The sequence below is a fragment of the Sulfolobus tengchongensis genome (assembly GCF_036967215.1).
Classification (GTDB): Archaea; Thermoproteota; Thermoprotei_A; order Sulfolobales; family Sulfolobaceae; genus Saccharolobus; species Saccharolobus tengchongensis_A.
This window is the reverse complement of the sequence record NZ_CP146016.1, coordinates 2,491,085-2,518,076: the sequence shown is the minus strand read 5'-3', so window position 1 is coordinate 2,518,076 and position 26,992 is coordinate 2,491,085. Positions and strand designations below refer to the sequence as shown.

The window sequence follows — 26,992 nt, the reverse complement described above, 5'->3', positions numbered from 1 at the left end:
TTTAATCAAAGCAGTAAGAATATAATGCTTCCTAGTATTGTAGGATGGGGTGCGTACATCCCAAAATATAGAATAAAAGTCATTGATATAGCAAAAATGTGGGGTTATGATGACTCTGTTGTAAAAAGTCTTGGTCTAACCGAGAAATCAGTCCCTGGCTATGACGAAGATTCAACTACTATAGCTTGGGAATCGTCTGTAAATGCAATTAGAAGAGCTCAAATAGATCCGTCTAAAATAAGACTAGTTCTTTTTGGTTCAGAATCTAAAGTTTACGCGGTTAAGCCTACATCAACCATTTTAATAGACGCATTAGGTATTAATAATTATTCTGCAACAGCAGATATGGAATTCGCATGCAGAGCTGCGTCTGTAGGCTTAAGGTTAGCATCTAGTTTCGTATTAAATAACAGTGATAGCTATTCATTAGTAATTGGTGCTGACACAGCTCAATCAAACCCTGGTGACGTACTAGAATTAAGTTCAGCAGCTGCAGGTGTAGCTTTTGTAGTTGGTAAAGTAGATGAGAAACATTCTGCAGGTGTAATAGAGTATTCGTCATCATACACTTCAGATACTCCAGATTTTTGGCGTAGAGATGGTACACCATATCCGGTTCATGGAGAAGGTTTTACCGGAGAGCCTGCATATTTTCACCACATAATCTCTGCAGTGAACGATCTACTTCAGAATAGCGGTCTTAAAATTTCTGATTTTGACTATTTCATATTTCATCAGCCTAATGGAAAGTTTCCGATTCAAGTTGCTAAAAAATTAGGTGTTCCATTAGAGAAGGTTAAACAAGGATTAGTTTCTCCATATATAGGCAATCCATATAATGCTTCTGCACTGCTAGGTTTGGCTAAGGTTTTGGATATCGCGAAGCCTGGGCAAAGGATATTGGTAGCTCCGTTTGGTAGCGGAGCTGGTAGCGATGCATTTAGCATTTTAGTTACTGAGGGGATATTAGAAAAACAGAAATTAGCTAATACAGTAGAATATTATATAAATAACAAGAAATACGTATCTTATGCCGAATATGCTAAATATACTAACAAGATTAAGGTGTATGAGTAATGGACGTGTATGTTAATTCCTCTTCAATGATCCCTATTGATAGGTATTATGAATATGACATTTACGACCTAGTGATAGAGGCATATAAAAATCTAGAAGGAGAGTACGATGTAAACGATATTGATCTGGTTCTTGTCGCAAATGCTTACTCTCAAAGATTGAATAATACCTCTCTAATTGCGCCAAAGGTTGTAGAAAAAATAGGCAAACCCAATATACCCTCTATTAAGGTGGATAATGCTGATGCCAGTGGTGGTGCAGCACTTTTTACAGCTTACTCTATGATTAAAAGTGGGTTAGCTAATTCAGTATTAGTAATAGGAGTTGAAAAACAATCTGATTTCCCCTCTAAATATCTTTACGACGTAGTCGCTTCTAATCTTGAAGACTATATGTATTACAATGGTATTACAACGCATTCTATAGCTGCATTGTTAATGAAACAATACATGAAAAAATACAGCGTTGGAAGGGAGTATTTCGCAAATTGGGCAGTTAAAATGCACAAGAATGCAGTAGAAAATCCATTCGCGTATCTAAGATTCACTGTGGATTTAAATACAGTAATTAATTCACAAGTGGTGTCTGATCCTATAAGATTATTTGATATTGGAGCACGAGCTGACGGTGCTGCTATACTATTACTGTCAAATAAGAAAGTTGACACATCTGTAAAGATAGATAAAATATTTTCTACTCAAGCTAAATACGACTTTAATCCATCCTTACCTTCAATCAGAATGCTTAAGGAGAGATTGGGAATAAAGGTTAATGACAAAACTGGGATCGAAATTCACGACTCTTATAGTATAATGGCCGCCTTAATGTTGGAGGAACTTGGGATATCTGAAAGTGGCAAATCTTTGTATAACTTAGATAATATAAATGTAAACTTAGGTGGTGGGCTTAAGGCTAGAGGTTATGCAGGCGGTGCTTCAGCTATATATCAAGTTGCTGAGGCTCATATGCAGTTACTCGGCTCATTTAAAGGTAAAAAGGCAAGTGTAGAAGAATATTTCGTTGTTTCCTCTGATGATTTAGGCATTGTAAGTTATGGGATAAATTTAACAAGGTGATAATTATGAAGATTGCTCCTCCTCAAGTTTGGCGAAATAAAAGATTCATGTATAAGCTAATAGCGTCTAAATGTGAAAAATGTGGTAACATAAGTTTTCCTTATTCCCCATATTGCGCTAAATGCGGAAGCAAGAATGTAAAAAAGATCGAAACTAGTGGTAAAGGTAGATTGATATCTTATACTGTAAGTTATCAATCAAGAGACGGATATGAGAAAGGACTTCCAAATGTAGTAGGTCTTATTAAACTGGATGAGGGTGTAGAAATAGTTGCTCCTATTGTTGATGTGGATTTAGATAAATTGCAGGAAGGTGCAAGAGTAGAAGCTACTCTTAGAAGAGTCTATACGGACTCGTATAACGGTTTAATACAATATGGTATAAAATTTAGGGTAGCTGAAGATGAAAATAGATGAAGTTGTTGAAAAGCTAGTTAAAGGAGAAATTTCTTTTCACGAAGTCGATAACTTATTAGAAGCCAATGCAGCAATGGTTGCTAGAAGACTCGCACTGGAGAAAATATTAGGAATCGGTCTTCCTTCAATTGGTTCCACAGTAATTGATTATAGTGAAATAAAGAATAAGAATGCTGAGAACGTAATTGGTGCTGTTCAGATACCATTAGGTGTAGTGGGTCCAATTAGAGTTAATGGTGATTACGCTAAAGGAGACTTTTATGTACCTTTAGCGACTACGGAGGGTGCGTTAATAGCTAGCGTCAATAGGGGCGCTAAAGCAGTTACATTAAGTGGTGGGGTTAAGACTAAAATTTTTAAAGATGAGATGACGAGGGCTCCAGTCTTCAAGTTCAATTCCATAGAGGATATACCAACTTTTCTGAAATTTATAGAAGAAAATTTAGAAAAAATAAAAAATATTGCAAATTCTACTACCTCACATGGTAAGCTAAAGTCAATAACGCCTTTCGTTATTGGAAATAATGTTTGGCTTAGATTCTCTTTCGAAACTGGTGATGCGATGGGCATGAATATGGTTACCATAGCCGTTGAAAAGGTATGTCAGTTCTTAGAAGAGAATTTTCCCTCAGCTGATTGTATAGCTGTAAGTGGAAATATGTGTAGTGATAAAAAGCAGACAAGTATAAACAGCCTTTTTGGCAGAGGCAAGACTGTTGTCGCTGAAGCTATTATTAAGAAAGAAATTGTAGAGAAAATACTACGCTCGAACGTGAACATGATTCATGATATTAATTTGAGAAAGAATTGGCTTGGCACAGCTAGAGCGGGATCTATTGCACAATTTAATGCACACTTCGCAAACATAATAGCTGCTATTTTTATAGCAACTGGTCAAGATGTAGCTCAATTAGTGGAAAGCAGTTCTGGTTATACCTGGACTGAGGTAAGAGGAGAAGACTTGTATATATCGATAACGTTACCCTCTCTAGAAGTAGGAACTGTAGGAGGCGGTACGAGATTACCAACGCAAAAAGAAGCCTTATCCATTATGGGTGTTTACGGTAGTGGAGATCCACCCGGTTCTAATTCAAAGAAACTGGCTGAAATAATTGCCTCAACTGTGCTAGCTGGAGAGCTGAATCTTTTAGCGGCATTAGCAAACAAAGAATTAGGAAAGGCCCACGCTAAATTTGGAAGAGCAATGAGAGTTTAACCTCTTTTCCTTTTTTATCAAAGTTTAAATATTCTGTAACTACTCTAATCTTATGCCATTTCCGAAGGAATTGGAAAAGGTTCTTGAAATTACTAGGGAACAAAATATATGGAGAAGAACTCAAACTTTGAATCTAATAGCATCTGAGAACGTTATGAGTCCTTTGGCTGAAAGTGTATACATGAGTGACTTCATGTCTAGATACGCAGAAGGGAAACCATATAAAAGATACTATCAAGGCACTAAATATGTAGATGAAATAGAGACATTTGCAATGGAGTTAATGAATGAGATAACTAATTCAAAAGATTGTGATTTAAGACCAACTAGTGGTACCATAGCTAATGCTGCAGTTTTCAGAGTTTTAGCCGAACCCGGTGATAAGGCATTAATAGCCCCAGTTCAAGCTGGAGCGCATGTTAGTCATACTAAATTTGGAACTTTAGGCGCTTTAGGTATTCAACACATCGAAATGCCTTTTGATGAGGAGAAGATTAACGTAGATGTAGATAAGGCAATAAAAATGATAGAAGAAGTTAAACCAAAATTTGTAGTATTAGGTGGTAGTCTATATTTATTCCCTCATCCAACTAAAGAACTTGCGGATCATGTTCACGCAGTTGGAGCTAAATTAGTTTATGATGCAGCTCATGTTTATGGGTTAATCGTAGGTAAAGTTTGGAGTAATCCGTTAAAAGATGGGGCAGATATATTAACTGTGTCAACACATAAGACTTTTCCTGGTCCTCAAGGCGGAGCCATCTTCTCAAATGGTTCAGAAGTATTTAAACAGGTCTCTAAAACGATATTTCCATGGTTTGTGAGCAATCATCACCTACATAGGCTACCAGCTACTGCGGTCACTGCAATTGAAATGAAATATTTTGGAGAAAGTTATGCCAGTCAGATAGTAAGGAATTCAAAAGCATTAGCTGAGGCATTGGCTGAAAGAGGATTTAAAGTAATTGGCGAAAACTTAGGCTACACTAAGAGTCATCAAGTTGCAGTTGATGTGAGGCAATTTGGTGGTGGAAATAAGATAGCTAAGTTATTGGAAGATGCTAATATAATTGTTAATAAGAACTTATTGCCATATGATAAGCCAGAAAATGTTTCTGACCCTAGCGGTTTAAGAATAGGAGTTCAAGAGATGACAAGGTACGGCATGAAGGAGGGTGAAATGGAGGAAATTGCTGAATTATTTAAGGAAGTAATTATAGATAAAAAGGACGTGGTTGAAGTTAAAAAGAAAGTAATAGAAATGAGGAAGAACTTCCTAGAGGTTAAATATACTTTTGAGGACTCAAAGGAGTTAGAAAAATATTCCACTAAATCACTAAGGTTGGTTATCTAACTAATATAACAGTGACTGGTGCATTAATGGCTAATGCCAAGGCAGTTGATCCTATATTTATATCGCTGTTTAATGATGTCCCTCTAGCCCCCATTATTATTGCATCATAAGGCTCTTCACTTAGTACTCTTAGTAGTTCATTTGATATGCTGGATTCCTTAATATTGACCTTTAGTATTTTTAACTCATATTCAATCTTATTATTTACTCTTTTTTCAATAAGCGATTGTATGTCATTTACATTATTGCAATCACCACATACATGTATTATTGTGACTTTTGAACCGTAACGCATACCAAAGTCTACAGCTAAATCTAAAGCTCTTAGGCTATTTTCAGATCCATCAACTGGCACTAATATCTTTCTCATCCAGAAACTTACGAAATAAGAAGGTTCACTCATATTAAATATCCCCCTAATATTCCTAGACTTGAGTTAGTAATCCTTATTGATTCTTCTGCACTTCTAGCCCCCATGGAAGCGCGTATTGCGTCTATATTTTCTGGTACGACTATGGATTCTTGATGAACCGCATACATTAGCATTATTTCATTATCTTTAACGTAAATTGAATCACTAAATATCATTACCTCTGGTATGTCATTTCTCTCTCTCTTTAAGTCCCTTGCAATTTCTACTAATTCAGCAGTAGCTTCTACGTCATATTTAGAAGAGACTAGTACTATTCTCGGCGTATTTTCCAACACGCTAAATACATCTTTCTTTTCTATCTTATCCTTTAAGGTTATATTAAGAAAATGCATGTGCATTAGTGTAGTAGGCGCTATCACGGCCATTGTCGCTATATCTAGATTCTTAATTACACTGTTAACGTCTTTTGCGTGGTGACTGGGAACAGTTGCTGGATCTGGTATGAGAGAATTTATAGGACCTTTCTTAACCTCTTTTGGGTCTGCAGCCCTTCTCACAATTGTAGCCCTAACCTTTTCTACCTTACCAACTCTACCCATGGTGCAAATTGTCCTAAGCAAGGCTGTAGTATTGCACGAAACAACTCTAATATATTTTTTATTTAACGCCTCGTTATAATTACATAATGCTGAAAAGGAAACATCGGCAACCTCTGCTTTCTCGCCACCTTGGAATATCGCATTCTTCTGAAGCTGTTGATAAATAGATTTATATTGAGCACCAACTCCATTTGGTGTCGCATCTACTACGATATCAGCTGTTTTTATTAGTTCCTCAACAGTTCCTGCAATTGGTATTCCAGCTTCGTCAAATTTCTTAATGGATTGCTGTGGAACGTAAATCTTTATTCCCTTACGATGAGCCATTAGGGCTTCGTAATTAGGTGATGTCTTAACTACTCCTATTAGCCTCATATCCGGTTGTTTCACTATGGCATCAGCAACTCTTTTTCCTATGGTGCCATATCCATTAACTGCTACACTAATCACTGCTGTTCACCACCGACATGGATAATGCTTCGAGGGCGGGTAGTTTTTCTCCAGATAAGAATAGAAGAAGTGCTCCACCACCAGTTGATATATGAACCTTATTACTATCTAATTTGACGTCTTTATCTAATGCACTTACCATATGTCCACCTCCTATTATAACGTAACCCTGACCTTCTAATGCGGCCTTTAAAACACTCTTGCTACCGCTCTTAAATCTTTCATCCTCTATTACTCCCATTGGTCCTCTTAAAACTACTACTTTAGCGTCCTTTATAAATGATGAATATATCTCTGCTGTAGTAGATCCAATATCCTTTATCACTCCAGTTACCTTACTCGCGGGTTCCTCAACAACGTTACCATTTACCTCAACTTTATAATCAACGGGTATTTCGATTGGTGCGCCCGTTAAGAGCAATTTTCTTGCTCTTGGAATTAGGCTTAATATGCCTAATTTCTCTAGGATTTCCATGTTCTTAGGATTTAAGTTCATTCCCTTTGAAGCAGCAAATAATTCAGCCACGAGACCTCCAGTAAGTATTCTATCTGCTATTCTCTTCCTTACCAGATTTTCGATTATCCTAATAGTATCATGAACTTTTCCTCCACCTAGTACGAAGATTTTTGGCGTATCTTCTGCGTTAAAAATCCTAGCTAATGCAAAAACTTCTTTCTCCATTACTCTTCCAGCAGCTGAAGGAAGAACCAATGGAAATCCTACAATACTAGGCTGACTTCTGTGAGCTGTAGCAAACGCGTCGTTCACATATGCATTAAAGAGTGGGGCCAGCTTCTTTACTAAAAACGTCTTCGCATGTTGTTGTGGAGGAGCCTCTATTAATTCCTCTGATATGAGCCTCACATTATCTAGAAGCAACACTCTTTTATTTTCTAGCTTCTTTATTGCCTCTCTAGCATATGGACCTATAACATCATCTACAAAAATTACTTCCTCATTTAAATATCTTGAGAGTAATTTGGCATGCTCCTCTAAACTTACAAAATCCTTATCACCGGGTCTTCCTTGATGTGATATTAATACAACAGAATTATCTTTATCTATTAATTCCTTAATAGTGGAAATATGAGCTTTTATTCTGGAATCGTCAATTATATTTCCGTTTTCATCTATCGGAGAATTTATATCTATTCGCAATAAAACCTTTTTTGAATGTAGATCTATATCGTCCATAGTGGGTATAGTCAAGTCTCCGACTCTAATCAGAAAGATCCCCAATTTATACTGGAGTTTAGGGTAATAATTTTTTAGCAACGTAAGGAATCTATGATAAAACGATCCCAAATTAGGGGTATTAGGGTTCTAGTCTTTAATTGATTTATAAATATTTGTAGTTCTATTTGTCTAGTATTTTGTCTATTTAACGATATTTTAGGCTCAGAGAGGCTAAAATACTCTAACGCTTTTCTTAATGGCTCAATAGAATCCAAAGCTTGTTGTATTCTACACTCAGCTATCACTTTAAGTTTTGTTCCATCTCCTGTGTCTATTTCAGAGATATTACAACTGACACCTAAATTTCGTTCTATTACGCTCTTCATTAATGATTGCAGTGTATAAGGTATATCATACAAACTTACGCCTGACGGTGGAAAGAGAAGCTTAACATTACCTTTCGTCTCCTTCAGGTTTCTCACTATTACGTCTATGTGGAAAAATATGAATAGTGTTCCACAGATTTTTAGCTTAAATATCTTTATCTCGCCTATCGCGAGATTGTTACTTGATGAACTCTTTATAGCATTCGCAAGATCTAATTCCTTTATATTTCCATTACTTGCTATCATTCCCTTTACGCTAGCTAGATTCTTTATTTTCTCATCTTCTGAGTACTGTATGACGTAAAAATCGTAATTTTTTAGACCTGCCTTCTTAACGGATTTCTGCAATAGATTTGAAATAAATATTAATGGTTTATTATGCGAGATTACTAACCACTCACCGTAATCATCAGCGTAAAAAGGATCTTTGATGTCATCATTCTTGTCCCTCTTAAATATGTCAAAGATCAATTTCTGGGCCTCTAATAACATTATGCTATTAAAGTTTAAATCCTTAACAATTGATCTACATTAGAATTGAAAGATATGGTTTTACGTCTAAAGCCTAAATCTATGAGTTCCTAACAAATATATATCCTATTACTCCCTCTGTTTAGTTCTGAGATAGTGTGAGTGTATAAAGCGTGAGTAGGAAGATAGTAAAGATTAGTAATGTGAGCCCTTTCTCGTCCTCATTGAGATTAAAAAGGTAGGGGGATTTAAAAAGGGCTAAAAGATATCAAAGAATTTAGAACTCAAATCCCCTTTCCCCTTTTCCGAGATAGGAACTTAAACCTACCTCTAAGTACAAAGAATGATACTAGTCCTATTACCGCTACCCCTATCAAAATCTCTGGTAAATAGGTTACGTACCATGGAGGAGTTGGCGCATCTATTGGAGCACTGAATGTCCCAATAGTAATAGTAGAGGAGTCAAGCTCGTGTTGGTATAAGCAAATGATATTTTAAATCACCTAAAAAAAAAGGAGTTGTCTTTTAGAATATAAACCTTATCGTATTAGCCAACGAATTGTGTATTTAGCGTTTCAATATAAGGATATGTTTGACCTAATGACAGTTGTACGTAATTATATCCATGGCTTTGGAACGTTTGCGGTGTTCCTATCATAATACAAGATACCGCACCATTTGGAGTCATTATTCTGAGACCAGATTCTGCCAGAACTGACGGAAATGGATAGATACCGCCAATTCCCGTTATTGACGTTACGCCCGCTGTGGCGTTAATGTCGTAGATGAGACTATTATCTATTATAAATAGATGCTGAAACGAATAAAGAGGACGGTAAGTTGTAGTAGTTTCCTTCGATAGCGAATGAAGGTACTAAACTATTAGAAGACCTGATAGAGAAGCTACCGAGTGGTGTTAATTGGACTACGTCAGATGAAGATAAAACAAATGTCAGAGGAAAGTTGTACTTTTGTCCATTGAATACGGCATATGGATTATTGCTCGACGTCACCGCTAATGTCATGTTGACGTATTGACCGGGACTAACCGGAATCAGAGTGTAATAATAAATAGCGTAAAGGACTTGTTCGCTATAGTTTTTTGGGTCCCACACTTGTACGGTTGTATTGTATGTACCATAGTTATAAGCGAAAACAAAGCCTATTTGGAATCATATGTAGTAGTCACCACTTAATAATATGGCGCCCGTCTATGGATCGTATTCTTTCACGGCGTCGTATTGGACTGCGGTTAGAACTAAACCATTATAGTTACCGCTACTACCCGTATTTATATATGGTGGAGTGTTAAAATAGACTGAGAAAGAGTTATAGTTTTTTAGTGGGAATGACGGGTAAAATGCCACTGTGTACGTTGAACCGCCACTCGAACTAGCGCTAGCATTTAGTACTATTAGTATAGGAATTAAGAATTAGGAGTACCGTTAATAGAGAGACTAGTTTGGTATTCATTGGAAGGGGAAAACGAATACATATTAATCCCATGGAAGCTGTAGTGGAAACCCCGTAAATTCAAAAAATGGCTTAGTGTTTTTAATTAAGGAATTTTTGCCTTCTTCTTTCAATTTAACACGTTTTAACGGCAAAATTTAACGGTTGCCAATAGCTTATAAACTAAAATTGGCAACCGATATTTTAGGGCGAAAATGTTGAAAGAAAAAAACGAGATATAAGTATAGTGACGTGATTATACGTTAAAGGAAAGGGAAGTATTACGTCTATAAATTGGAAACGATAAACGGTGAGGTAAAGGAACATTACGTTGGTCCTTTGGCTGACGTCGTTGAAACTTACGAGAAATTTAGGAGTGGGGGTGTGGGGGTTTCACCCCCACAGCGGACCCGCCGGGATTTGAACCCGGGACCTACGGCTCCGCAGGCCGTCGCTCCGTCCTGGCTGAGCTACGGGTCCTTATGCATTAAAACTTATAGCGTATTTCTTAAAAAAGTATATATGTTAGAAAATGGCTAAACAACTTACACTATTTGACATTCCTTCTGCCAAACAGCAAAAGGGTGAAGAGAAAGTTCAAGAAACTAAACCACAATCTGAAGAAAGAAAGATATCTAAAAAAGAGTGGCTCTCAGAAGCGCAAGAAAATAAGATTTACTTCTTGTTACAAGTTGACTATGATGGAAAGAAGGGCAAGGCAGTATGTAAGTTATTCGATAAGGAAACCCAAAAAATCTATGTCCTTTATGATAATACTGGACACAAGTCTTATTTCTTAGTTGATATTGAACCCGATAAGGTAAGCAAAATACCTAAAATAATTAGAGATCCTTCCTTTGATCATATAGAAACGGTTGTAAAAATAGACCCATATACTTGGAATAGAATGAAGTTGACCAAAATTGTTGTCAAGGACCCATTAGCTGTAAGGAGATTAAGGAATGATGTTCCGAAAGCTTATGAGGCTCACATAAAATATTACAATAATTATATTTATGATATGGGCTTAATTCCCGGAATGCCTTATGTTGTTAAAAACGGCAAACTATCCAGTGTTTCTTTAACCTTAGATGAAAAGGACGTTGAAGAAATAAAGAAAGCTTTTGCTGATTCTGATGAGATGACAAGGCAGATGGCAGTTGACTGGCTTCCTATATTTGAAACAGAAATTCCAAAAATAAAGAGAGTTGCAATAGATATTGAAGTATACACTCCGGTAAAGGGAAGAATTCCAGATTCAGAGAAGGCAGAATTTCCAATTATAAGCATTGCATTAGCTGGTAATGATGGACTAAAGAAAGTGCTCGTACTAAATAGGGACGATGTAGAAGAAGGAATTGTAAATCTTGATGGTGTGGCGGTAGAGAGATTCAACTCCGAATATGAGCTGTTAAGACGCTTTTTTGATATAATAGTGGATTATCCCATAATTCTAACTTTTAATGGTGATGACTTTGATTTACCTTACATTTACTTTAGAGCATTAAAATTAGGCTTTTATCCGGAAGAAATTCCAATAGACATACCCAGTAGAGATGAGGCAAAATATTTAGCTGGTCTTCATATAGATTTATATAAGTTCTTCTTTAACAAAGCTGTAAGAAATTATGCCTTTGAGGGTAAGTATAGTGAGTACAACTTGGATGCTGTTGCTAAGGCATTACTAGGTACATCTAAAGTTAAAGTTGACACGTTGATATCTTTCTTGGATATAGGAAAACTTATAGAGTATAACTTTAGGGATGCTGAAATAACATTACAACTTACGACATTTAATAATGAACTAACTATGAAGTTAATAATTCTATTTTCTAGGATTTCTAGACTAGGACTAGAGGAATTAACGAGAACTGAAATATCCACATGGGTGAAGAATCTATATTATTGGGAACATAGGAAAAGAAACTGGCTCATCCCACTCAAAGAAGAAATACTTGCAAGATCCTCAAACATAAAGACCTCTGCCTTGATAAAAGGGAAAGGGTATAAAGGTGCAGTAGTTATAGACCCTCCAGCTGGTATATTCTTTAATATAACTGTATTAGATTTTGCTTCACTGTACCCATCAATAATTAGGACGTGGAATCTAAGCTATGAAACTGTTGATATACAAGAGTGTAAGAAGACGTATGAGGTTAAAGATGAGACTGGACAAGTATTGCATGTAGTATGTATGGATAGGCCAGGAATTACAGCAGTAATAACTGGTTTGCTGAGGGATTTTAGAGTTAAGATATACAAGAAGAAAGCGAAGAGTCCAAGTATTAGCGAAGAGCAAAAAATGCTTTATGATGTAGTGCAAAGAGCAATGAAAGTGTTCATAAATGCGACATATGGAGTGTTTGGCGCTGAAAGCTTCCCACTATATGCACCTGCTGTAGCTGAGAGCGTTACCGCATTGGGTAGATATGTGATAACTAATACTGTTAAAAAAGCAAGGGAAGAAGGATTAACTGTATTATATGGTGATACTGACTCATTATTCCTCCTTAGTCCTCCCAAGGAAAGTCTAGAAAATATTATAAAATGGGTAAAGGCTAACTTTAATTTAGATCTGGAAGTTGATAAAACGTACAAATTTGTGGCATTTTCTGGATTAAAGAAGAACTATTTTGGAGTTTATCCAGATGGTAAAGTTGATATAAAGGGTATGTTAGTGAAGAAGAGAAACACTCCAGAATTCGTGAAAAAAGTATTTAATGAAGTAAAGGATTTAATGGTTCGTATAAATTCACCAGATGACGTAAAGAAAATAAAAGGAGAAATAGTAAAGGAGATAAAAGAATCATATGAAAGGTTAAAGAACAAAGGTTACAATCTAGACGAATTAGCATTTAAGGTGATGTTATCCAAGCCTCTAGACGCTTATAAGAAGAATACTCCGCAGCATGTAAAAGCTGCTCTTCAGTTGAGGCCATTTGGGATAAACGTATTACCTAGGGATGTGATATACTATGTAAAGGTTAGGTCGAAAGATGGTGTAAAACCAGTACAATTAGCTAAAGTAACTGAGATAGATGTGGAGAAATATCTTGAAGCATTAAGAAGCACGTTTGAACAAATACTGAAGGCATTTGGAGTATCGTGGGATGAGATCGCAGCTACTATATCCATAGATTCATTCTTTTCGTTTTCTGAGAAAAGGAATTAATATCTTAGTTTTAGTTTTTCCTATTCCTCTTCTTCTAAATCCTCTTCCTCTGCTTCTTCTTGTTTTTGCTCACTGGTCATTTGGGCTGCATCAGCCAATACATCTTTCTTTATTTCATCATTAATATAGTATGATATAACGTAAATCTTCTTATCTTGAAAATCGCTTTCCTTCCATTCATTTTCATAACTTATTATATATACTGGAATTTTAGCTATTGCTTCTTTTTTATCTTTACCTACAAGAAAAGTTTTTATAGCCTCGTAAACATCGGGCTTTAGAGGAAGAGGTATTCGCACTTCTTGAGTATCTCTCATTATTATAAAATCTGATGTCATTTCGTTCCATTCTTCTAGCGCTTCTTTTGCAACATCACGCAGAACCTTACTAATTTCCCCTTCAGCTATCTTTTCTGAAGTTACTTTCCCATTTTCACTTTTTATCACTAAAACTTTCATTTATGTTCACCAATAATGTAAAGATATACAGTATGGTTCATATTACCATCTTCAACCTTTACGACTTCTTTTGGAGTCCAACCTCTTATTTCAAATTCATGAGAAACAACTCTTGTTCCCGGTTTAAGCTCTTTTTCGAGCTTCGGTTTTAACATTTCATTAACATTCGTTAGGAGAAACATTGTAACTACAGTCGCTTCTGAAATATCCACGTCAAAGAAGTTTCCTTTTACCACTACTGCCCTTCCTGTTACTCCATTTTTTTCAATATTAGATAACGCTTCTCTTATTCTCTCATCATTAATCTCAACACCCACAGCTTTCTTCACGTTAAAATCTTTCACTGCAGATATTATTATTCTACCATCTCCGCATCCTAAATCATATACCACATCATCTGCAGATACTTTAGCTAATTCTAGCATTCTCTTTACTACTTTTTCAGGTGTTGGTACATAAGGGACATGTGGTACGTAACTCACACTTCTCACTTCAAAATAATCTTATCCTATCCTAGATTTTTAATTTTTTTAATAGCTTCCTCTTTCCCACTCTTCTTATCTGGTTTTAAACTGGCGTCGAATGGTATTTTAGTTAATATTGGAGTTATTTTACCATCTGCAGTTTGGATGAAAAGTTGAGGAAGAAACGGCATATCGAATTCGTCCTTTTCACCATAGTCTGCAAGAAACGCATAGTCTTCCATTTTAATTTCTTTTTCTAAATTTAATTCCTTTGAAAGTTCGTCTACAATTTCCATGAATACCTTATGTAAAGGGTGGGATTCCGAAGTTACCAGAATCAATTTTTTAGCTGTCATCCCGTATCACTAGTTAAAAGGGTTTAAAATAGTAGTGGTTGTCATGCTAACTAGAATAAGGAAGCAAGTTAAGAGGATAATAGAACCATTAGCAGAAACGTTAGCTGGTGCTAATATCCGTGCAAATTATATTACAGTTCTAGGGCTAATATTTGCAATTATATATTTTCTTGAAATCATGAGTTACAATATAATATTGGGGATAATCTTTCTCATAATCTCAGCATTAATGGACGCAATTGATGGAGAAGTGGCTAGAGTCTCAAATACCGTATCGCCTTTTGGAAGCTTCTTGGACTCTACACTCGATAGAGTAGAAGATATATTGTACATCTCTGCCTTCATTTTCTTAGGATTTTCATCTTATCTAGTTGCAATAGCTGTTGGCTTATCTTTAGTAATTTCATATATTAGGGCTAAGGCTGAATCTCTCGGACTTAAGATGGAAGGAAGAGGAATAATAGAAAGAGGAGAGAGAATAATATTCGTCTTAATAATTCTCTTGGTTTATGTGATAGTCAATAAAATTGTATCTGTATACATTTTTTATATATTTCTTATGCTTACAGCAATTACTGTAATTCAAAGATTCTACGTAGTGTATTCGTTATTGAGAAAGTAGAGCTGTAAGGGATTTTTAACATTACAATTACTTACACAAAGACCTAGTTGTTTCATTTTTTCACATGAATATACTATATACTTTGTTCTACCACTTCCTCTATACTTTTTATACAGATCTCTGACGTTCGTTAAATTCCACTTCTTCATAATTGCCGTGATACTATTCAATCCCTTTCCTATATCTATGTAAAAGGTAATTAATGTTCTTATTTCCTCTTCATTTAATTGTTCTTTATTTAAGATGTTCTCTATGCAAGGTGGAATTGTTCTTTTTCTCTCAATCAAACTTTTTAGTTTTTCAGGAATTTCCTTCAAGTTTAATGGCTTTATCATTTCAACTATTTTATTCCTAATATTTTCAACTATTATATCGCTTAACTGGTTTTTAGTGAGATAGACGTATCCCTTTTGTAATACTTGTTTACTTAATTTCCACTCTTCGCTCATATTTTTAGTGTATCTTAAATAATCTATAAAATGTACACAGAATTCTTTTTGAATGATTCTTTTTCCTTTCTCTAAATTAAACTTTATTGGAGTACATCTATTTATTTTGATATTTAACAGTCTTGAAAGTTCAATTAGATTTTCCTCACTCTCATTAAGAAGTAAGATTCTGAACTGCTTTGCCTCTTCATAAGCGTATTTACGAATGAGCTTAGCATCATTTAATATTGCTAAGGATAATAATGTTGTATAAAAAACCAATACGGGCTCTCTATACATTGTGTAATGCGGAAGATTTTCATTTGCTATTGCTTTCTGTATTCTATCTTTAGCTTGATCTATAATCTCGCTATCGCTGAGTAATAAGTCGGTTAAAGTAATTCCTCCACCATACTTTCTTAGTTCATCCTCTAGACTCTTAGTGAAGGGATATTTCTTGACGTCTAATACCATAACTTTTACTAAGCTATCTATTTAGTTATGTTTAATAAAGACTTGCTGAAAAACAGAATGTAATGAAAGTACTTGTAACTTCGGCTTGGCCATATGTAAATTCAGTACCACATTTAGGTAATCTAATAGGCTCTATATTATCAGCAGACGTCTTCGCTAGGTATGCAAGGCTAAAGTACGGGAAAGAAAATGTAATATTTGTTAGTGGTAGTGACGAGCATGGAACTCCTATAGAAGTAGAGGCGATAAAAAGGAGAGTTAATCCAAAAGAGCTTACTGACCAAGCCCATGAGTACGATAAGCACCTTTTTTTGAACGTATGGAAAATAAGTTTCGATAATTATACCAGAACTGAAAGTGAGACTCACAAGAAATTCGTAAGGGAGTTCTTACTTAAATTAGATAAATACATTAAGGTCTCTGAAGATGAAATACCATTTTGTGAATATGATAAACTATATTTACCTGATAGATTTATTAAAGGAACCTGCCCCTATTGTGGATTTGAAGATGCGAGAGGAGATCAGTGTGATAATTGTGGAAGATTACTCACGCCAAATCTACTAATAAACCCTAAATGTAGCATCTGCGGAAGAACACCAGTATTTAAGAAAACTAAACATTGGTTTTTCGATCTATCAGAGTTTAATGATAAGATAAAGCAATGGATAAGTGAATCCAGAGACATGCCTGAAAACGTAAAGTCGGTTGCATTAAGTTGGGTTAGCGAGGGCTTAAAACCTAGAAGTATAACAAGAGATAACAAATGGGGTATACAGGCTCCGTTTGCTGAAGCAGAAGATAAAACTATCTACGTGTGGTTTGAGGCACTCTTGGGCTACATTTCGGCTGTTATAGAATATTTTGAAAAAAGAGGTGAACCACAGAATTGGAAAGAATTCTGGTTTGGGAATAATATAAAGAGCTATTATTTTATAGGAAAGGACAATATTCCATTTCACGCAGTAATCCTACCTGCAATGCTTATGGCCTCTGAAGAAGGATATCACTTACCAGATGTAATAGCAGCTACTGAGTACTTATTATATGAAGGGCAAAAGTTCAGCAAAAGCAGAAGAATAGGAGTGTGGATTGATGAGGCGCCACAACTTATGGATGTAGAATATTGGAGATTCATCTTAATTAGATTGAGGCCAGAGGAAAAAGACACTAACTTTACTTGGAGAGAAACCGTTAGGATAGTTAATACGGAACTCAATGATGATATTGGAAATTATATTAACAGAGTACTTAGTATGATAAACAGATATTACAATGGGGTAATTCCAGAATTTAATGATAATAATACAGACGATAACGATAAGAAGATTATAGAAATGATAAAGGAGACTCCTAAGAACGTTGGAAGTCTTTTTGAAAAAGGCAAACTAAAGGCTGGAACAGAAGAAATGTTGAAATTCGTTAGAGAGTGTAATGCGTACTTAAATTTGAAGGCTCCCTGGAATCTATACAAAATTGGTAAAGAAATCGAATTAAAGAACACCCTTTATATAGGTGTTAATTCAGTGAGAACGATAGCAATATTATTATATCCATTAATGCCTTCCTATGCACAGAAGATATATGATATGCTAAATATGGGAGATATAGAAAATGAGAAATGGGATGACGCGTCTAAATTATACATTAAGCCTGGCCATAAGATAGGGCAAGTAATAACGCTTTTCAAGAAACTTCCTACTGATTTCGAAAAAGAAATACAAAGTAAGTTGGAAAACATAAGAAAAGACATAGAAAAAATTAGACCTACCTTACTCAAGTGACACATAAGCCATTACTGGCTCGAATTTTCTTCCTCTTCCCTCATAGAACTTGCTAAACATCTCGTAAAAGTGAAGCCTTAGATCTTGTATAAATACTACTAATCCCTCTAAACCTATTGCTAACAAGTTTCCTATAATTAGAATAACAATCGCGATAGGATTTATCAGTACTCCTATTGTAGTCGTAGATGGTGCAACTAAGTAAGCCATATATGAAAACGCATATAATATGTAATAGTGTGACAACGCAAATACTAAAACTCTTATGAACGAGATAGTATTGGATAGCAATAAGAGTGCTCCCTCAAAACCACCCTCTATAAAGCCCATTGCAATTGCAGAACCCCAACTCGCGTTATCATGTCTCTTAACTAAAATTGCATGAGCTGCCCAGTTATATAATAAAGCAAAGGAAGTCCACCACACTATTCCATAACCTATAATATTCTGGCTGAAGGACTTCATTAAAACGGCATTAAGTATTTGACCTAAAACCTGCTCATCTGCAGCAAAGAAGTTAGCGGGGTTTGTTACACCATACATGAAAATGAATATGGGAACTACATATAGTAGAAATAACGGTAACTTTTCGAAGAATAGGAATTCCGAATCTTTCTTTCTAACAGCATTGATAACACCCAGTAAAGAGCTTACGAATAATGCAATTGCGCCTAATAAAACTGAAAATATCATAGTATTCTCTATGCTGACACTGGTACTATACTCACCAAAAGGTAAAAGGAACTTTAACGCCTCTGATACGCTAGCTGGAATTGGCCATATGTTATATAGAGGACCTACAGAATAGTTGCCATTATTTAATATTTCCCTCAAGCCACCTACTGGCAGAGGGCCAAAGAAATCTCTAGCTAATAAACCAGTTATCATTGCAATCACACTTGAGTATATTAGAATTATAGATAACTTAGGAATATTTTCGCTTCCCCTTTTCTTACCATATCTATAAAACCAAATTGAGAATAGAAGTAAAACTATAGCGTTACCGAAATCTGGAAACATGAGACCAAAAAGGATAGGGAATGTGAAAACTAGAAACGCTATAGGGGAAATCTCCCAGTACGATGGAGTTCCATATATTTCAACTAATGATTCTAAAACTTTTATTGATTTAGGCATTTCAACCAATGTTGGCGGTTCCTCTTTTTCGCCATAGCGCCTTGGTCTTATATAATCAACATATGCTATTTCCTTCATTTCACTCTGCACTCTTTTAACATACTTCTCTGGAATGTACCCCTCAATCTGTAGGTAATATTCAGATACTCTTGCTTTATTCATTATATTTAAGGCATCTCTAATTGTTAGCAATTTACCATAAACATTCTTTATATAGTTCTCCTCATTCTTCACTTTTCTTGCTAATTCATCCCTAGTCCTTTCAAGAATAGTATTTATTTGGTTTATTCTCTCTAGAATTTCATTATATAATTGATATGGAGACTTGCCTTCTTGTAATTCGTACCTTCTAACTCCTACTTCTCTCAATTTTTTGTCTATATCCGCAGACTTCTCAGCTATCACTAAAACAGTATAGCTATTTTCTCCAGATTTTACACTATATACGAAACCACTAGATTCTCCTAGTATTTGATTAAGAAGCTTTAATTTATCTTCTGTTACTTGAGCCAATATTACGTCAAATAGTTCCAGCGAATATAATCTCGATAGTTCAACTGTTATTGTCTTAATAGGCTCCAATTCTTTTAGTTGTTGTTGATAAAGATCTCTCTCAGCTCTTAACCTGCCTATCTCCTCTAGTAACTCCTTATATCTTTCCTCTAATTTTAACGCTTCTTCATTTACTTCTTCTGCAGTTTTAGACCAACTACTTACTTTTATACTCCCTAAGGGTTCTATTATTAATCCTCCTAACTCCATTATTATTTTCAATTTGCTAATATGGTCTTGAACTGCGGTAATTAATCTCCTAGCTTCTTCTATTCTTTCGTTCCCTATAGGATAAAGAGGTTCCTCTGGCTGAAATACGCCAAGTTTAAGGAGTTTAGTTACTATCGTATCTAAAGACGCTTTATCAGAAATTATCTGTAATCTAACCATATTCTCTGGTAATAGCACTTTAATTTCCCTCGCAATATGTAATAGAAGGATACTTATAAGTATTTAATCTCTGTTATTTAGAATTAATCCGCAATGGGTAAAGTGTTTGTAATAGGGGACAAATATACGGTGTCCCTCTTTAGAATGGTGGGGACAGAGGGAGACTTTCTAGACGATCCGTATAGTTTACCAGATCTTATTTCTAAACTAAGGAAAAGGGAGGATATTGATTTAATACTAATAACAAAGGATATATATGAACCAATTAAGGAGAAACTAGATCCCATTATTGCTGACCAGAAAAAACCTTTAATAACAATTATTCCTTCTCCCTTTAGTGAATCTAAACCCATAGACGTGAAAAAGATGATAATGAAAGCGTTAGGTTTTGGGTGATGTGAATGGAATTCGAAAAATTACTTGATAAATCAATAGAGAAAGTTAGAGAAGAGGTAAAGACGGAGTTAAAGAAGGGTCTAGATGAGGCTCAAAAATTAATTAATGATGGACATGGCAAGATATTGCAGGAATATACCCAGAAAATAAATGATTTAATAAATAAGACAAAAGAGGAAATAGAAGGAGAAAAAGCCAGATTAGAAGTAGAGAATAAAAGAGTATTATTATCTGAAAAGGAATATTGGATAAATAAAGTTTATGAAAGGGTATTAGAGAAAATTAATAATATAATTAAAACCAAGGAGTACAAAGACGCTATAGAGAATATCCTAAGCAGAGAAATTAAAGAGGCTGGAGAAGGAGAAAAAATAACAATATATTGCTCCCCAAACGATAAACCATTAATCGAGAAGATAGTAAATAAAAACAAGAATGCTATGGTAAAAGTTGATGAAAAGATGTTAGGTGGTATAAGAATATATTACGAGGGAAGTGGGTTAACAAAAGATTTTTCATTAAAGCTTATCTTAGACCAGGTTTTTGATAGTATGAGGGGAAAGATCTCCGATATATTATTCGGAGGTAAATGAAAATGGAGAAGGGGAGAATAGTTAGAGTAAATGGACCTTTAGTAGTAGCTGACAACATGAGAAATGCCCAAATGTACGAAGTAGTAGAAGTTGGAGAGCTCAGATTAATTGGGGAAATAACCAGAATAGAAGGAGATAGAGCATTTATCCAAGTTTATGAGGATACTAGCGGAATAAAGCCAAATGAACCAGTATATAGGACTGGCGCACCACTATCAATAGAATTAGGTCCAGGATTAGTGGGAAAAATATTTGATGGATTACAAAGACCCCTAGATTCCATTAGGGATGTGGCAAAATCTCCATTTATAGCTAGAGGAATTAAAGTTCCTTCGATTGATAGAAATAAGAAATGGCACTTCATACCTAAAGTTAAAAAAGGAGATAAGATAGAAGGAGGAGATATAATTGGTACTGTAAACGAAACCGCATTGGTGGAACATAGAATTTTAGTACCTCCACACGTTCATGGAACATTGAAGGAAATAGTATCTGAAGGAGATTATACAGTAGAAGATACAATAGCGGTAGTTGATATGAATGGAGATGAGATACCAGTAAAATTAATGCAAAGATGGCCTGTTAGAATTCCGAGACCATTCAAAGAAAAATTAGAACCAACTGAACCATTACTAACTGGAACTAGAGTTCTAGATACAATATTCCCAATAGCCAAAGGTGGTACTGCAGCAATACCAGGGCCTTTCGGAAGTGGCAAAACTGTAACTTTGCAAAGTTTGGCTAAATGGAGTGAAGCGAAGATAGTGATTTACGTAGGATGCGGTGAAAGGGGTAACGAAATGACAGACGAGTTAAGGCAATTCCCTAAGCTTAAAGACCCTTGGACGGGAAGACCTTTATTGGAAAGGACTATATTAGTCGCTAATACTAGCAATATGCCGGTAGCCGCTAGAGAAGCAAGTATATATGTAGGAGTAACTATGGCAGAGTATTTCAGAGATCAAGGATATGATACTCTACTCGTTGCTGATTCAACCTCGAGATGGGCTGAGGCTTTAAGGGACTTAGGAGGTAGAATGGAAGAGATGCCCGCTGAAGAAGGGTTCCCAAGTTATTTGCCATCTAGGTTAGCAGAATATTACGAAAGAGCTGGAAGAGTTAGAACAATAGGAAAACCTGAAAGATTTGGTTCCGTTACCATAGCTTCTGCGGTTTCACCACCAGGTGGTGATTTCACTGAGCCAGTTACTAGTCAGACCTTAAGATTTGTGAAGGTCTTCTGGCCTTTAGATGTCTCATTAGCTCAAGCTAGACATTATCCAGCAATTAACTGGTTACAAGGATTCTCAGCTTACGTAGATTTGGTTGCAAATTGGTGGAATACTAATGTAGATCCAAAGTGGAAGGAAATAAGAGATATGATGGTGAGAACATTAATCAGAGAAGACGAGCTAAGGCAGATAGTTAGATTAGTAGGGCCAGAGTCATTAGCGGAAAAGGATAAATTAGTACTTGAGACAGCAAGGCTAATAAAAGAGGCGTTCTTGAAACAAAATGCTTATGACGATATAGATGCGTTCTCTTCTCCACAAAAGCAAGCTAGGATAATGAGACTAATTTACTTGTTCAATAACTATGCTAGCAAATTAGTAGAAAAGGGAATTCCAGTTAAGAAGATTACGGATAATTTAGGATCACTTTTACCAGAAATAATTAGATCAAAAGCTACAATTAAAAATGATGAGTTGAATAAATATGATGAGTTAGAGAGAAGATTAATTACCTCATTTGAGAATCTAGAAAAGGAGGCTGGTGTTTAATGTTAAGCGTAAGAGAATTCTCCAACATATCTATGATTAAAGGTCCATTAGTATATGTTCAGGGTGTAACAGACGCATCATATAATGAACTAGTAGAAATAGAAATGCCAAATGGGGAGAGAAGAAGAGGACTAGTTATAGACTCACAATTAGGTATAGCTATAGTTCAAGTTTTCGAAGGAACCACTGGTGTTTCACCCACTGGAACTAAGATAAGAATGTTAGGAAGAGGATTGGAGGTAAAAATCTCAGAGGAGATGCTGGGACGTATATTCAATCCCTTAGGGGATCCATTAGATAATGGTCCTCCAGTGATTAAAGGAGATAAGAGAGATATAAACGGCTCACCCTTAAATCCTGCAGCTAGAGAATATCCGGAAGAGTTCATACAAACTGGAATCTCTGCAATAGATGGATTAAACGCATTACTAAGAGGGCAAAAATTGCCTATATTTAGTGGTAGTGGATTACCAGCTAATGTTTTAGCGGCACAAATTGCTAAACAAGCTACTGTCAGGGGTGAGGAAAGCAATTTTGCAGTAGTTTTCGCTGCAATAGGTGCAAGATACGATGACGCACTATTCTTCCGTAAGTTCTTTGAAGAAACTGGGGCTATTAATAGAGTCGCAATGATAGTTAGCTTAGCTAATGAACCACCTGTAATGAAAACGTTAACACCAAAGACAGCACTAACATTAGCTGAATATTTAGCATTTGAGCAAGATATGCACGTTTTAGCTATACTAATTGATATGACAAACTACTGCGAGGCGTTAAGAGAAATCAGCGCTGCTAGAGAGGAAGTTCCGGGTAGAGGTGGATATCCTGGATATATGTATACTGACTTAGCCACAATATATGAGAGAGCTGGAAAAGTAATAGGAAAGAAAGGCTCAATTACGCAGATGCCAATATTGACAATGCCCAACGATGATATCACCCACCCAATTCCAGATTTAACGGGGTATATAACTGAGGGACAAATAGTTCTTGATAGAGCATTATATAACAAGGGTATTTATCCACCCATTAACGTGTTAATGAGCCTATCGAGACTTGCAAAAGATGGAATAGGAGAAGGAAAGACAAGAGACGATCATAAAGATGTTTCAAATCAGTTATTCGCAGCTTATGCGAGAGCTGTTGATACAAGAGGATTAGCTGCAATAATAGGCGAGGATTCCTTATCAGAAGTCGACAGAAAATACCTATTATTTGGTGAGCTATTCGAGAGAAAATTTGTCAGTCAAGGAGTTAATGAGAACAGAGATATTGAGACCACATTAGATATAGGATGGGAAATCCTTTCGGTTCTACCAGAATCTGAGCTAACTAACATAAAGACGCAGTACATCCAGAAGTACCATCCAAACTATAGGGGTAAGAAATGAGTCAAAAAGTTTTACCAACAAAAATAAATTTGATACAGTTTAGAAGACAGCTTAGATTAATTACTGTTATAAAAAGGTTATTAGAAAATAAGAGAGAGGTTTTACTTCTTTACTTAAGAACCTATGCTAACGAGTATGAGAAAATTTACAATGAAGTTAATGAAACCATGAAGAAAGTTTATGAGAATTATCTACAAGCCGTTGCAGCAGAAGGAATATCTAACATAGAGGAAATAGCGCTTTCACAAAAACCAAGTTTAGAGGTAAATAGTTCGATAAAAGTTATATTTGGAGTAAAAGTGCCCGTGATCAGATTAAACAAGGACTCAATACCACCAAAACCCTTTAGTGACGTAGAAACCTCTCCCTATCTGTCTGAGTCCTATGAGGAGATGACTGAAGCTTTAAATAAGGTTATCGAGTTGGTTGAATTAGAATCAACAATAAGGTCACTAGTTTCTGAATTAAGAAAAACTCAACGGCTTATTAACTCCATAGATAATTATATTTTGCCTTTCTATAGGAGATCTATAAAATTCATAAAACAAATTTTAGAAGATAGACAAAGAGAAGAGTTCTCTAGACTTAAAATTATAAGAAGAATCTTACAGAGGAGGAGAGAAAGTGGAGCAGGATAAATATTTGCAAATTTTAAGAAACTCATTAGAAGAGAAAAAGAGCGAAATTTTAAAAAATCTCAACGCTGAATATGAAAGATTATTAAAAAGTAGGCTTAGTCAACTAGATGAAGTGAAAAGAAAGGTTTTAAAGGAATTGTCATAATAATTGTGTGGGATTTAACCATGAAGAGAGGAACCCTGGTCTTAAGCATATTGTTACCAATACTAATAAGTAGTGTAATAGCTGCTGCACAAGCTCCATCAGAGACAGCACAAGGGTTTGAGGGTATAAATATCGGTGCTGGTTTAGCTGTAGGATTAGCCGCTATTGGTGCAGGTATAGCTGTAGGTATGGCTGCAGCTGCTGGTGTAGGTGTATTAACAGAAAGAAGAGACATGTTTGGTACGGTTTTAATTTTCGTAGCTATCGGTGAAGGAATAGCAGTATACGGAATACTATTCGCGGTCCTAATGTTATTCGGTAAGTTCTAAAGTTAAAGTTTTTTATTTTGTGTGTTTTCTCCTTCTTGTGCAGTTAACTAGAGAGAAATGGTCGAAAAATTTCAGCGAGTGGTTTGAGTGGGTACTAAGAGAAGGAGAATTTTACGATTATGGAAGATATCCGGTAAAAGGAATGGGAGTATGGATGCCATATGGATTTAAGCTAAGGCAAAATGTAATAAACCTTATCAGAAATCTTCTAGACTCTACCGGGCATGAGGAAGTATTGTTCCCACTTCTAATCCCAGAAGATCTGTTAAGAAGAGAAAGTACTCACATTAAGGGATTTGAAAACGAAGTATATTGGGTAACTAAAGGAGGAAATGAAGATTTAGATGTAAAGTTAGCATTAAGACCAACAAGTGAAGTTGCAATAACATTAATGGAGAACTTGTGGATAAAGAGCTATAAGCAGTTGCCTAAAAAATATTATCAGATAGTTAGTGTTTTTAGATACGAGACCAAGGCAACTAGACCAATGATAAGATTAAGGGAAATCACTACTTTCAAAGAAGCTCATACAGTTCATGAGACCTATGAAGACGCACAGAGGCAAGTTAAAGAAGCCATAGAAATCTATAAAAAGATCTTTGATCAGTTGGCAATTCCATATATCTTATCTGAGAGACCAGAATGGGATAGATTTGCTGGTGCACTCCATACTTATGCTTTTGATACTATTATGCCAGATGGTAGAGTAATGCAGATAGGTACAGTTCATCATCTTGGTCAGAATTTCAGTAAGGCATTAGATTTTAAGATACAGAAAAAAGATGGTAGTTTGGATTATCCACATCAAACAAGTTATGGAATTTCAGATAGGGCAATAGCGTCAATAGTTGCTATACATGGTGATGATCACGGTCCGGTCTTACCTCCAACTGTTGCTCCAATTAAGGTTGTAATTATACCAATTCCAGGAAAAAGCGAAGATGAAACTAAAAGGATAATACAATATTCTTTAGAAATCTGCGATATCTTAAACAAAAGTGGCATAACTTGTAATGCGGATTTAGATATGGATAAAACACCAGGGGAGAAGTATTATATCTGGGAACTTAAGGGCGTCCCAATTAGAATAGAAATAGGACCTAGAGAACTTTCCTCAAACACTGTATTTATAAAGAGAAGGGACAATCTAAAACCTTATACAATAAAGAGAGAGGAAATCGTTAGTAAGGTAAATGAAATTCTAGATGATATTCAAGAGAGTTTAAGAAAAAGAGCATGGGACGATCTAAAATCTAAAGTAAAATACTCTAATGATATAGAAAAAATTAAGGAAACCTTAGAGAAGGATCTCGGTATTATAGAGGTCCCATGGTGTGGAAGAAATGAATGTGGATTAAAAATTGAAGAGTTAACTAACGCGAGAGTATTGGGTTATCCTACTGAAGAAGAAAGAGAAATAAATGACAAATGCGTAGTATGTAAAATGGACGCAAAAACAGTTCTAAGGATTGCAAAAACTTATTAGCGATTAAATGCTGTGAATTAAATAGGGTGCAAATTTGCCTAAGAAGAGAGAGAATAGAGGAAGAAGAAAAGGAGATAAAGGTCACGTAGGTTACATTTATTGTGATCAGTGTGGAGCCAGAGTTCCAGAAGATAAGGCAGTGTGTGTAACTAAGATGTATAGTCCAGTAGACCCTTCACTAGCATCTGAGTTAGAGAAGAAGGGCGCTATTATAGCTAGATACCCAGTTACTAAGTGCTATTGTATAAACTGTGCAGTGTTTATGGGAATTGTTAAAATAAGAGCAGAAAACGAAAGAAAACAAAAGGCTCGTTTAACATAACTTTTTAAGTCTAGGAGAAAATCTACG

At 35.6% G+C, this 26,992-nt stretch carries 27 protein-coding genes, 1 tRNA gene and 1 pseudogene; 18 read left to right on the top strand and 11 right to left on the bottom strand.

The annotated features are described in order from the left end of the window. The first annotated feature begins 24 nt into the window (after positions 1–24). From V6M85_RS12430 to glyA, 5 genes are read left to right on the top strand one after another with little or no spacing between them, the layout of a single operon-like run. On the top strand, positions 25–1,077 hold the full coding sequence (locus V6M85_RS12430) for a hydroxymethylglutaryl-CoA synthase (RefSeq protein ID WP_338600680.1): 1,053 nt from the start codon (positions 25–27) through the stop codon (positions 1,075–1,077). Continuing rightward, positions 1,077–2,153, top strand: a complete 1,077-nt coding sequence (locus V6M85_RS12425; protein ID WP_338600678.1) for a thiolase family protein — start codon at positions 1,077–1,079, stop codon at positions 2,151–2,153. Before V6M85_RS12430 ends, V6M85_RS12425 begins: the two co-directional genes overlap by 1 nt. A gap of 5 nt (positions 2,154–2,158) precedes the next feature. Continuing rightward, the gene (locus V6M85_RS12420; RefSeq protein ID WP_338600675.1) at positions 2,159–2,569 is read left to right on the top strand and encodes a Zn-ribbon domain-containing OB-fold protein; all 411 of its coding nucleotides are present in this window, start codon (positions 2,159–2,161) and stop codon (positions 2,567–2,569) included. Beyond that, entirely contained in the window at positions 2,556–3,785 is a 1,230-nt protein-coding gene (gene hmgA, locus V6M85_RS12415; RefSeq protein WP_338600672.1) for a hydroxymethylglutaryl-CoA reductase (NADPH), read from the top strand. The genes V6M85_RS12420 and hmgA overlap by 14 nt, the downstream gene beginning before the upstream one ends. A 52-nt stretch (positions 3,786–3,837) precedes the next feature. Further along, positions 3,838–5,139 (top strand): serine hydroxymethyltransferase, encoded by a 1,302-nt coding sequence (gene glyA, locus V6M85_RS12410; RefSeq protein WP_338600669.1) that lies wholly within the window; start codon positions 3,838–3,840, stop codon positions 5,137–5,139. On the opposite strand, the gene V6M85_RS12405 is transcribed toward glyA, so the two are convergent. From V6M85_RS12405 to V6M85_RS12385, 5 genes are all read right to left on the bottom strand, one after another. Further along, positions 5,132–5,542 carry a universal stress protein gene (locus V6M85_RS12405; RefSeq protein WP_338600666.1) on the bottom strand — a complete coding sequence of 137 codons (411 nt, stop codon included), beginning with the start codon at positions 5,540–5,542 and terminating at the stop codon, positions 5,132–5,134. The two genes, glyA and V6M85_RS12405, sit on opposite strands and share 8 nt — an antisense overlap. Next, a complete protein-coding gene (locus V6M85_RS12400; RefSeq protein WP_338600663.1) occupies positions 5,539–6,561 on the bottom strand; it encodes a phosphorylating glyceraldehyde-3-phosphate dehydrogenase in 1,023 nt (340 codons plus the stop codon). Before V6M85_RS12400 ends, V6M85_RS12405 begins: the two co-directional genes overlap by 4 nt. Further along, positions 6,554–7,789: a phosphoglycerate kinase gene (locus tag V6M85_RS12395; RefSeq protein ID WP_338604801.1), complete on the bottom strand. Its 1,236-nt coding sequence runs from the start codon at positions 7,787–7,789 to the stop codon at positions 6,554–6,556. Before V6M85_RS12395 ends, V6M85_RS12400 begins: the two co-directional genes overlap by 8 nt. A gap of 41 nt (positions 7,790–7,830) precedes the next feature. Further along, positions 7,831–8,616, bottom strand: coding sequence for a hypothetical protein (locus tag V6M85_RS12390; protein WP_338600661.1), 786 nt, complete (start codon positions 8,614–8,616; stop codon positions 7,831–7,833). 773 nt (positions 8,617–9,389) lie between these two features. Next, positions 9,390–9,710 carry a hypothetical protein gene (locus tag V6M85_RS12385; protein ID WP_338600658.1) on the bottom strand — a complete coding sequence of 107 codons (321 nt, stop codon included), beginning with the start codon at positions 9,708–9,710 and terminating at the stop codon, positions 9,390–9,392. Between the two features lie 631 nt (positions 9,711–10,341). Between V6M85_RS12385 and V6M85_RS12380 the strand changes: the two are divergent. After that, a pseudogene (locus tag V6M85_RS12380) lies at positions 10,342–10,422 on the top strand (putative integrase); the annotation flags it as partial. Positions 10,423–10,452: 30 nt separating this feature from the next. Here the strand turns inward: V6M85_RS12380 and V6M85_RS12375 are convergent. Continuing rightward, positions 10,453–10,527 (bottom strand) — tRNA-Arg (locus V6M85_RS12375). A 52-nt stretch (positions 10,528–10,579) separates the two neighbouring features. Here V6M85_RS12375 and V6M85_RS12370 point away from each other — a divergent pair. Continuing rightward, positions 10,580–13,219, top strand: coding sequence for a DNA-directed DNA polymerase I (locus V6M85_RS12370; protein ID WP_338600656.1), 2,640 nt, complete (start codon positions 10,580–10,582; stop codon positions 13,217–13,219). Between the two features lie 20 nt (positions 13,220–13,239). Here V6M85_RS12370 and V6M85_RS12365 read toward each other — a convergent pair whose 3' ends face one another. Genes V6M85_RS12365 through V6M85_RS12355 form a run of 3 tightly spaced genes read right to left on the bottom strand, consistent with a single transcriptional unit; the run spans position 13,240 to position 14,497 of the window. Then, on the bottom strand, positions 13,240–13,677 hold the full coding sequence (locus tag V6M85_RS12365; protein WP_338600654.1) for a DUF2286 domain-containing protein: 438 nt from the start codon (positions 13,675–13,677) through the stop codon (positions 13,240–13,242). After that, positions 13,674–14,159, bottom strand: coding sequence for a protein-lysine N-methyltransferase (locus tag V6M85_RS12360; RefSeq protein WP_338600652.1), 486 nt, complete (start codon positions 14,157–14,159; stop codon positions 13,674–13,676). The genes V6M85_RS12365 and V6M85_RS12360 overlap by 4 nt, the downstream gene beginning before the upstream one ends. Before the next feature lie 26 nt (positions 14,160–14,185). After that, positions 14,186–14,497 (bottom strand): hypothetical protein, encoded by a 312-nt coding sequence (locus tag V6M85_RS12355; protein WP_338600650.1) that lies wholly within the window; start codon positions 14,495–14,497, stop codon positions 14,186–14,188. A 34-nt stretch (positions 14,498–14,531) separates the two neighbouring features. Between V6M85_RS12355 and pgsA the strand changes: the two genes are divergently transcribed. After that, positions 14,532–15,119, top strand: a complete 588-nt coding sequence (gene pgsA / locus V6M85_RS12350; protein ID WP_338600647.1) for an archaetidylinositol phosphate synthase — start codon at positions 14,532–14,534, stop codon at positions 15,117–15,119. Here the strand turns inward: pgsA and priL are convergent. Beyond that, complete coding sequence (priL, locus tag V6M85_RS12345) at positions 15,089–16,021, bottom strand: DNA primase regulatory subunit PriL (protein ID WP_338600645.1); 933 nt, start codon at positions 16,019–16,021, stop codon at positions 15,089–15,091. The genes pgsA and priL overlap by 31 nt on opposite strands. 62 nt (positions 16,022–16,083) lie before the next feature. Between priL and metG the strand changes: the two genes are divergently transcribed. After that, on the top strand, positions 16,084–17,805 hold the full coding sequence (metG, locus tag V6M85_RS12340; RefSeq protein ID WP_338600643.1) for a methionine--tRNA ligase: 1,722 nt from the start codon (positions 16,084–16,086) through the stop codon (positions 17,803–17,805). On the opposite strand, the gene V6M85_RS12335 is transcribed toward metG, so the two are convergent. Continuing rightward, the gene (locus V6M85_RS12335; protein WP_338600640.1) at positions 17,794–19,902 is read right to left on the bottom strand and encodes a V-type ATP synthase subunit I; all 2,109 of its coding nucleotides are present in this window, start codon (positions 19,900–19,902) and stop codon (positions 17,794–17,796) included. The genes metG and V6M85_RS12335 overlap by 12 nt on opposite strands. A gap of 75 nt (positions 19,903–19,977) precedes the next feature. Between V6M85_RS12335 and V6M85_RS12330 the strand changes: the two genes are divergently transcribed. Genes V6M85_RS12330 through V6M85_RS12290 form a run of 9 tightly spaced genes read left to right on the top strand, consistent with a single transcriptional unit; the run spans position 19,978 to position 26,965 of the window. Further along, the gene (locus V6M85_RS12330) at positions 19,978–20,280 is read left to right on the top strand and encodes a V-type ATP synthase subunit F (protein ID WP_338600637.1); all 303 of its coding nucleotides are present in this window, start codon (positions 19,978–19,980) and stop codon (positions 20,278–20,280) included. A gap of 5 nt (positions 20,281–20,285) precedes the next feature. After that, positions 20,286–20,873: a V-type ATP synthase subunit E gene (locus V6M85_RS12325; protein WP_338600634.1), complete on the top strand. Its 588-nt coding sequence runs from the start codon at positions 20,286–20,288 to the stop codon at positions 20,871–20,873. Positions 20,874–20,875: 2 nt separating this feature from the next. Beyond that, complete coding sequence (locus V6M85_RS12320) at positions 20,876–22,654, top strand: ATP synthase subunit A (protein ID WP_338600631.1); 1,779 nt, start codon at positions 20,876–20,878, stop codon at positions 22,652–22,654. After that, positions 22,654–24,045 carry an ATP synthase subunit B gene (locus V6M85_RS12315; RefSeq protein WP_338600628.1) on the top strand — a complete coding sequence of 464 codons (1,392 nt, stop codon included), beginning with the start codon at positions 22,654–22,656 and terminating at the stop codon, positions 24,043–24,045. The genes V6M85_RS12320 and V6M85_RS12315 overlap by 1 nt, the downstream gene beginning before the upstream one ends. After that, on the top strand, positions 24,042–24,683 hold the full coding sequence (locus V6M85_RS12310) for a V-type ATP synthase subunit D (protein ID WP_338600625.1): 642 nt from the start codon (positions 24,042–24,044) through the stop codon (positions 24,681–24,683). Before V6M85_RS12315 ends, V6M85_RS12310 begins: the two co-directional genes overlap by 4 nt. Next, positions 24,670–24,828 (top strand): ATPase, encoded by a 159-nt coding sequence (locus tag V6M85_RS12305; RefSeq protein WP_338600622.1) that lies wholly within the window; start codon positions 24,670–24,672, stop codon positions 24,826–24,828. The genes V6M85_RS12310 and V6M85_RS12305 overlap by 14 nt, the downstream gene beginning before the upstream one ends. A 20-nt stretch (positions 24,829–24,848) precedes the next feature. Further along, positions 24,849–25,157, top strand: a complete 309-nt coding sequence (locus V6M85_RS12300) for a V-type ATP synthase subunit K (protein WP_338600619.1) — start codon at positions 24,849–24,851, stop codon at positions 25,155–25,157. A 37-nt stretch (positions 25,158–25,194) separates the two neighbouring features. After that, the gene (gene proS / locus V6M85_RS12295; protein ID WP_338600616.1) at positions 25,195–26,643 is read left to right on the top strand and encodes a proline--tRNA ligase; all 1,449 of its coding nucleotides are present in this window, start codon (positions 25,195–25,197) and stop codon (positions 26,641–26,643) included. 34 nt (positions 26,644–26,677) lie between these two features. After that, positions 26,678–26,965 carry a 30S ribosomal protein S26e gene (locus V6M85_RS12290; RefSeq protein WP_338600613.1) on the top strand — a complete coding sequence of 96 codons (288 nt, stop codon included), beginning with the start codon at positions 26,678–26,680 and terminating at the stop codon, positions 26,963–26,965. Positions 26,966–26,992 lie beyond the last annotated feature (27 nt).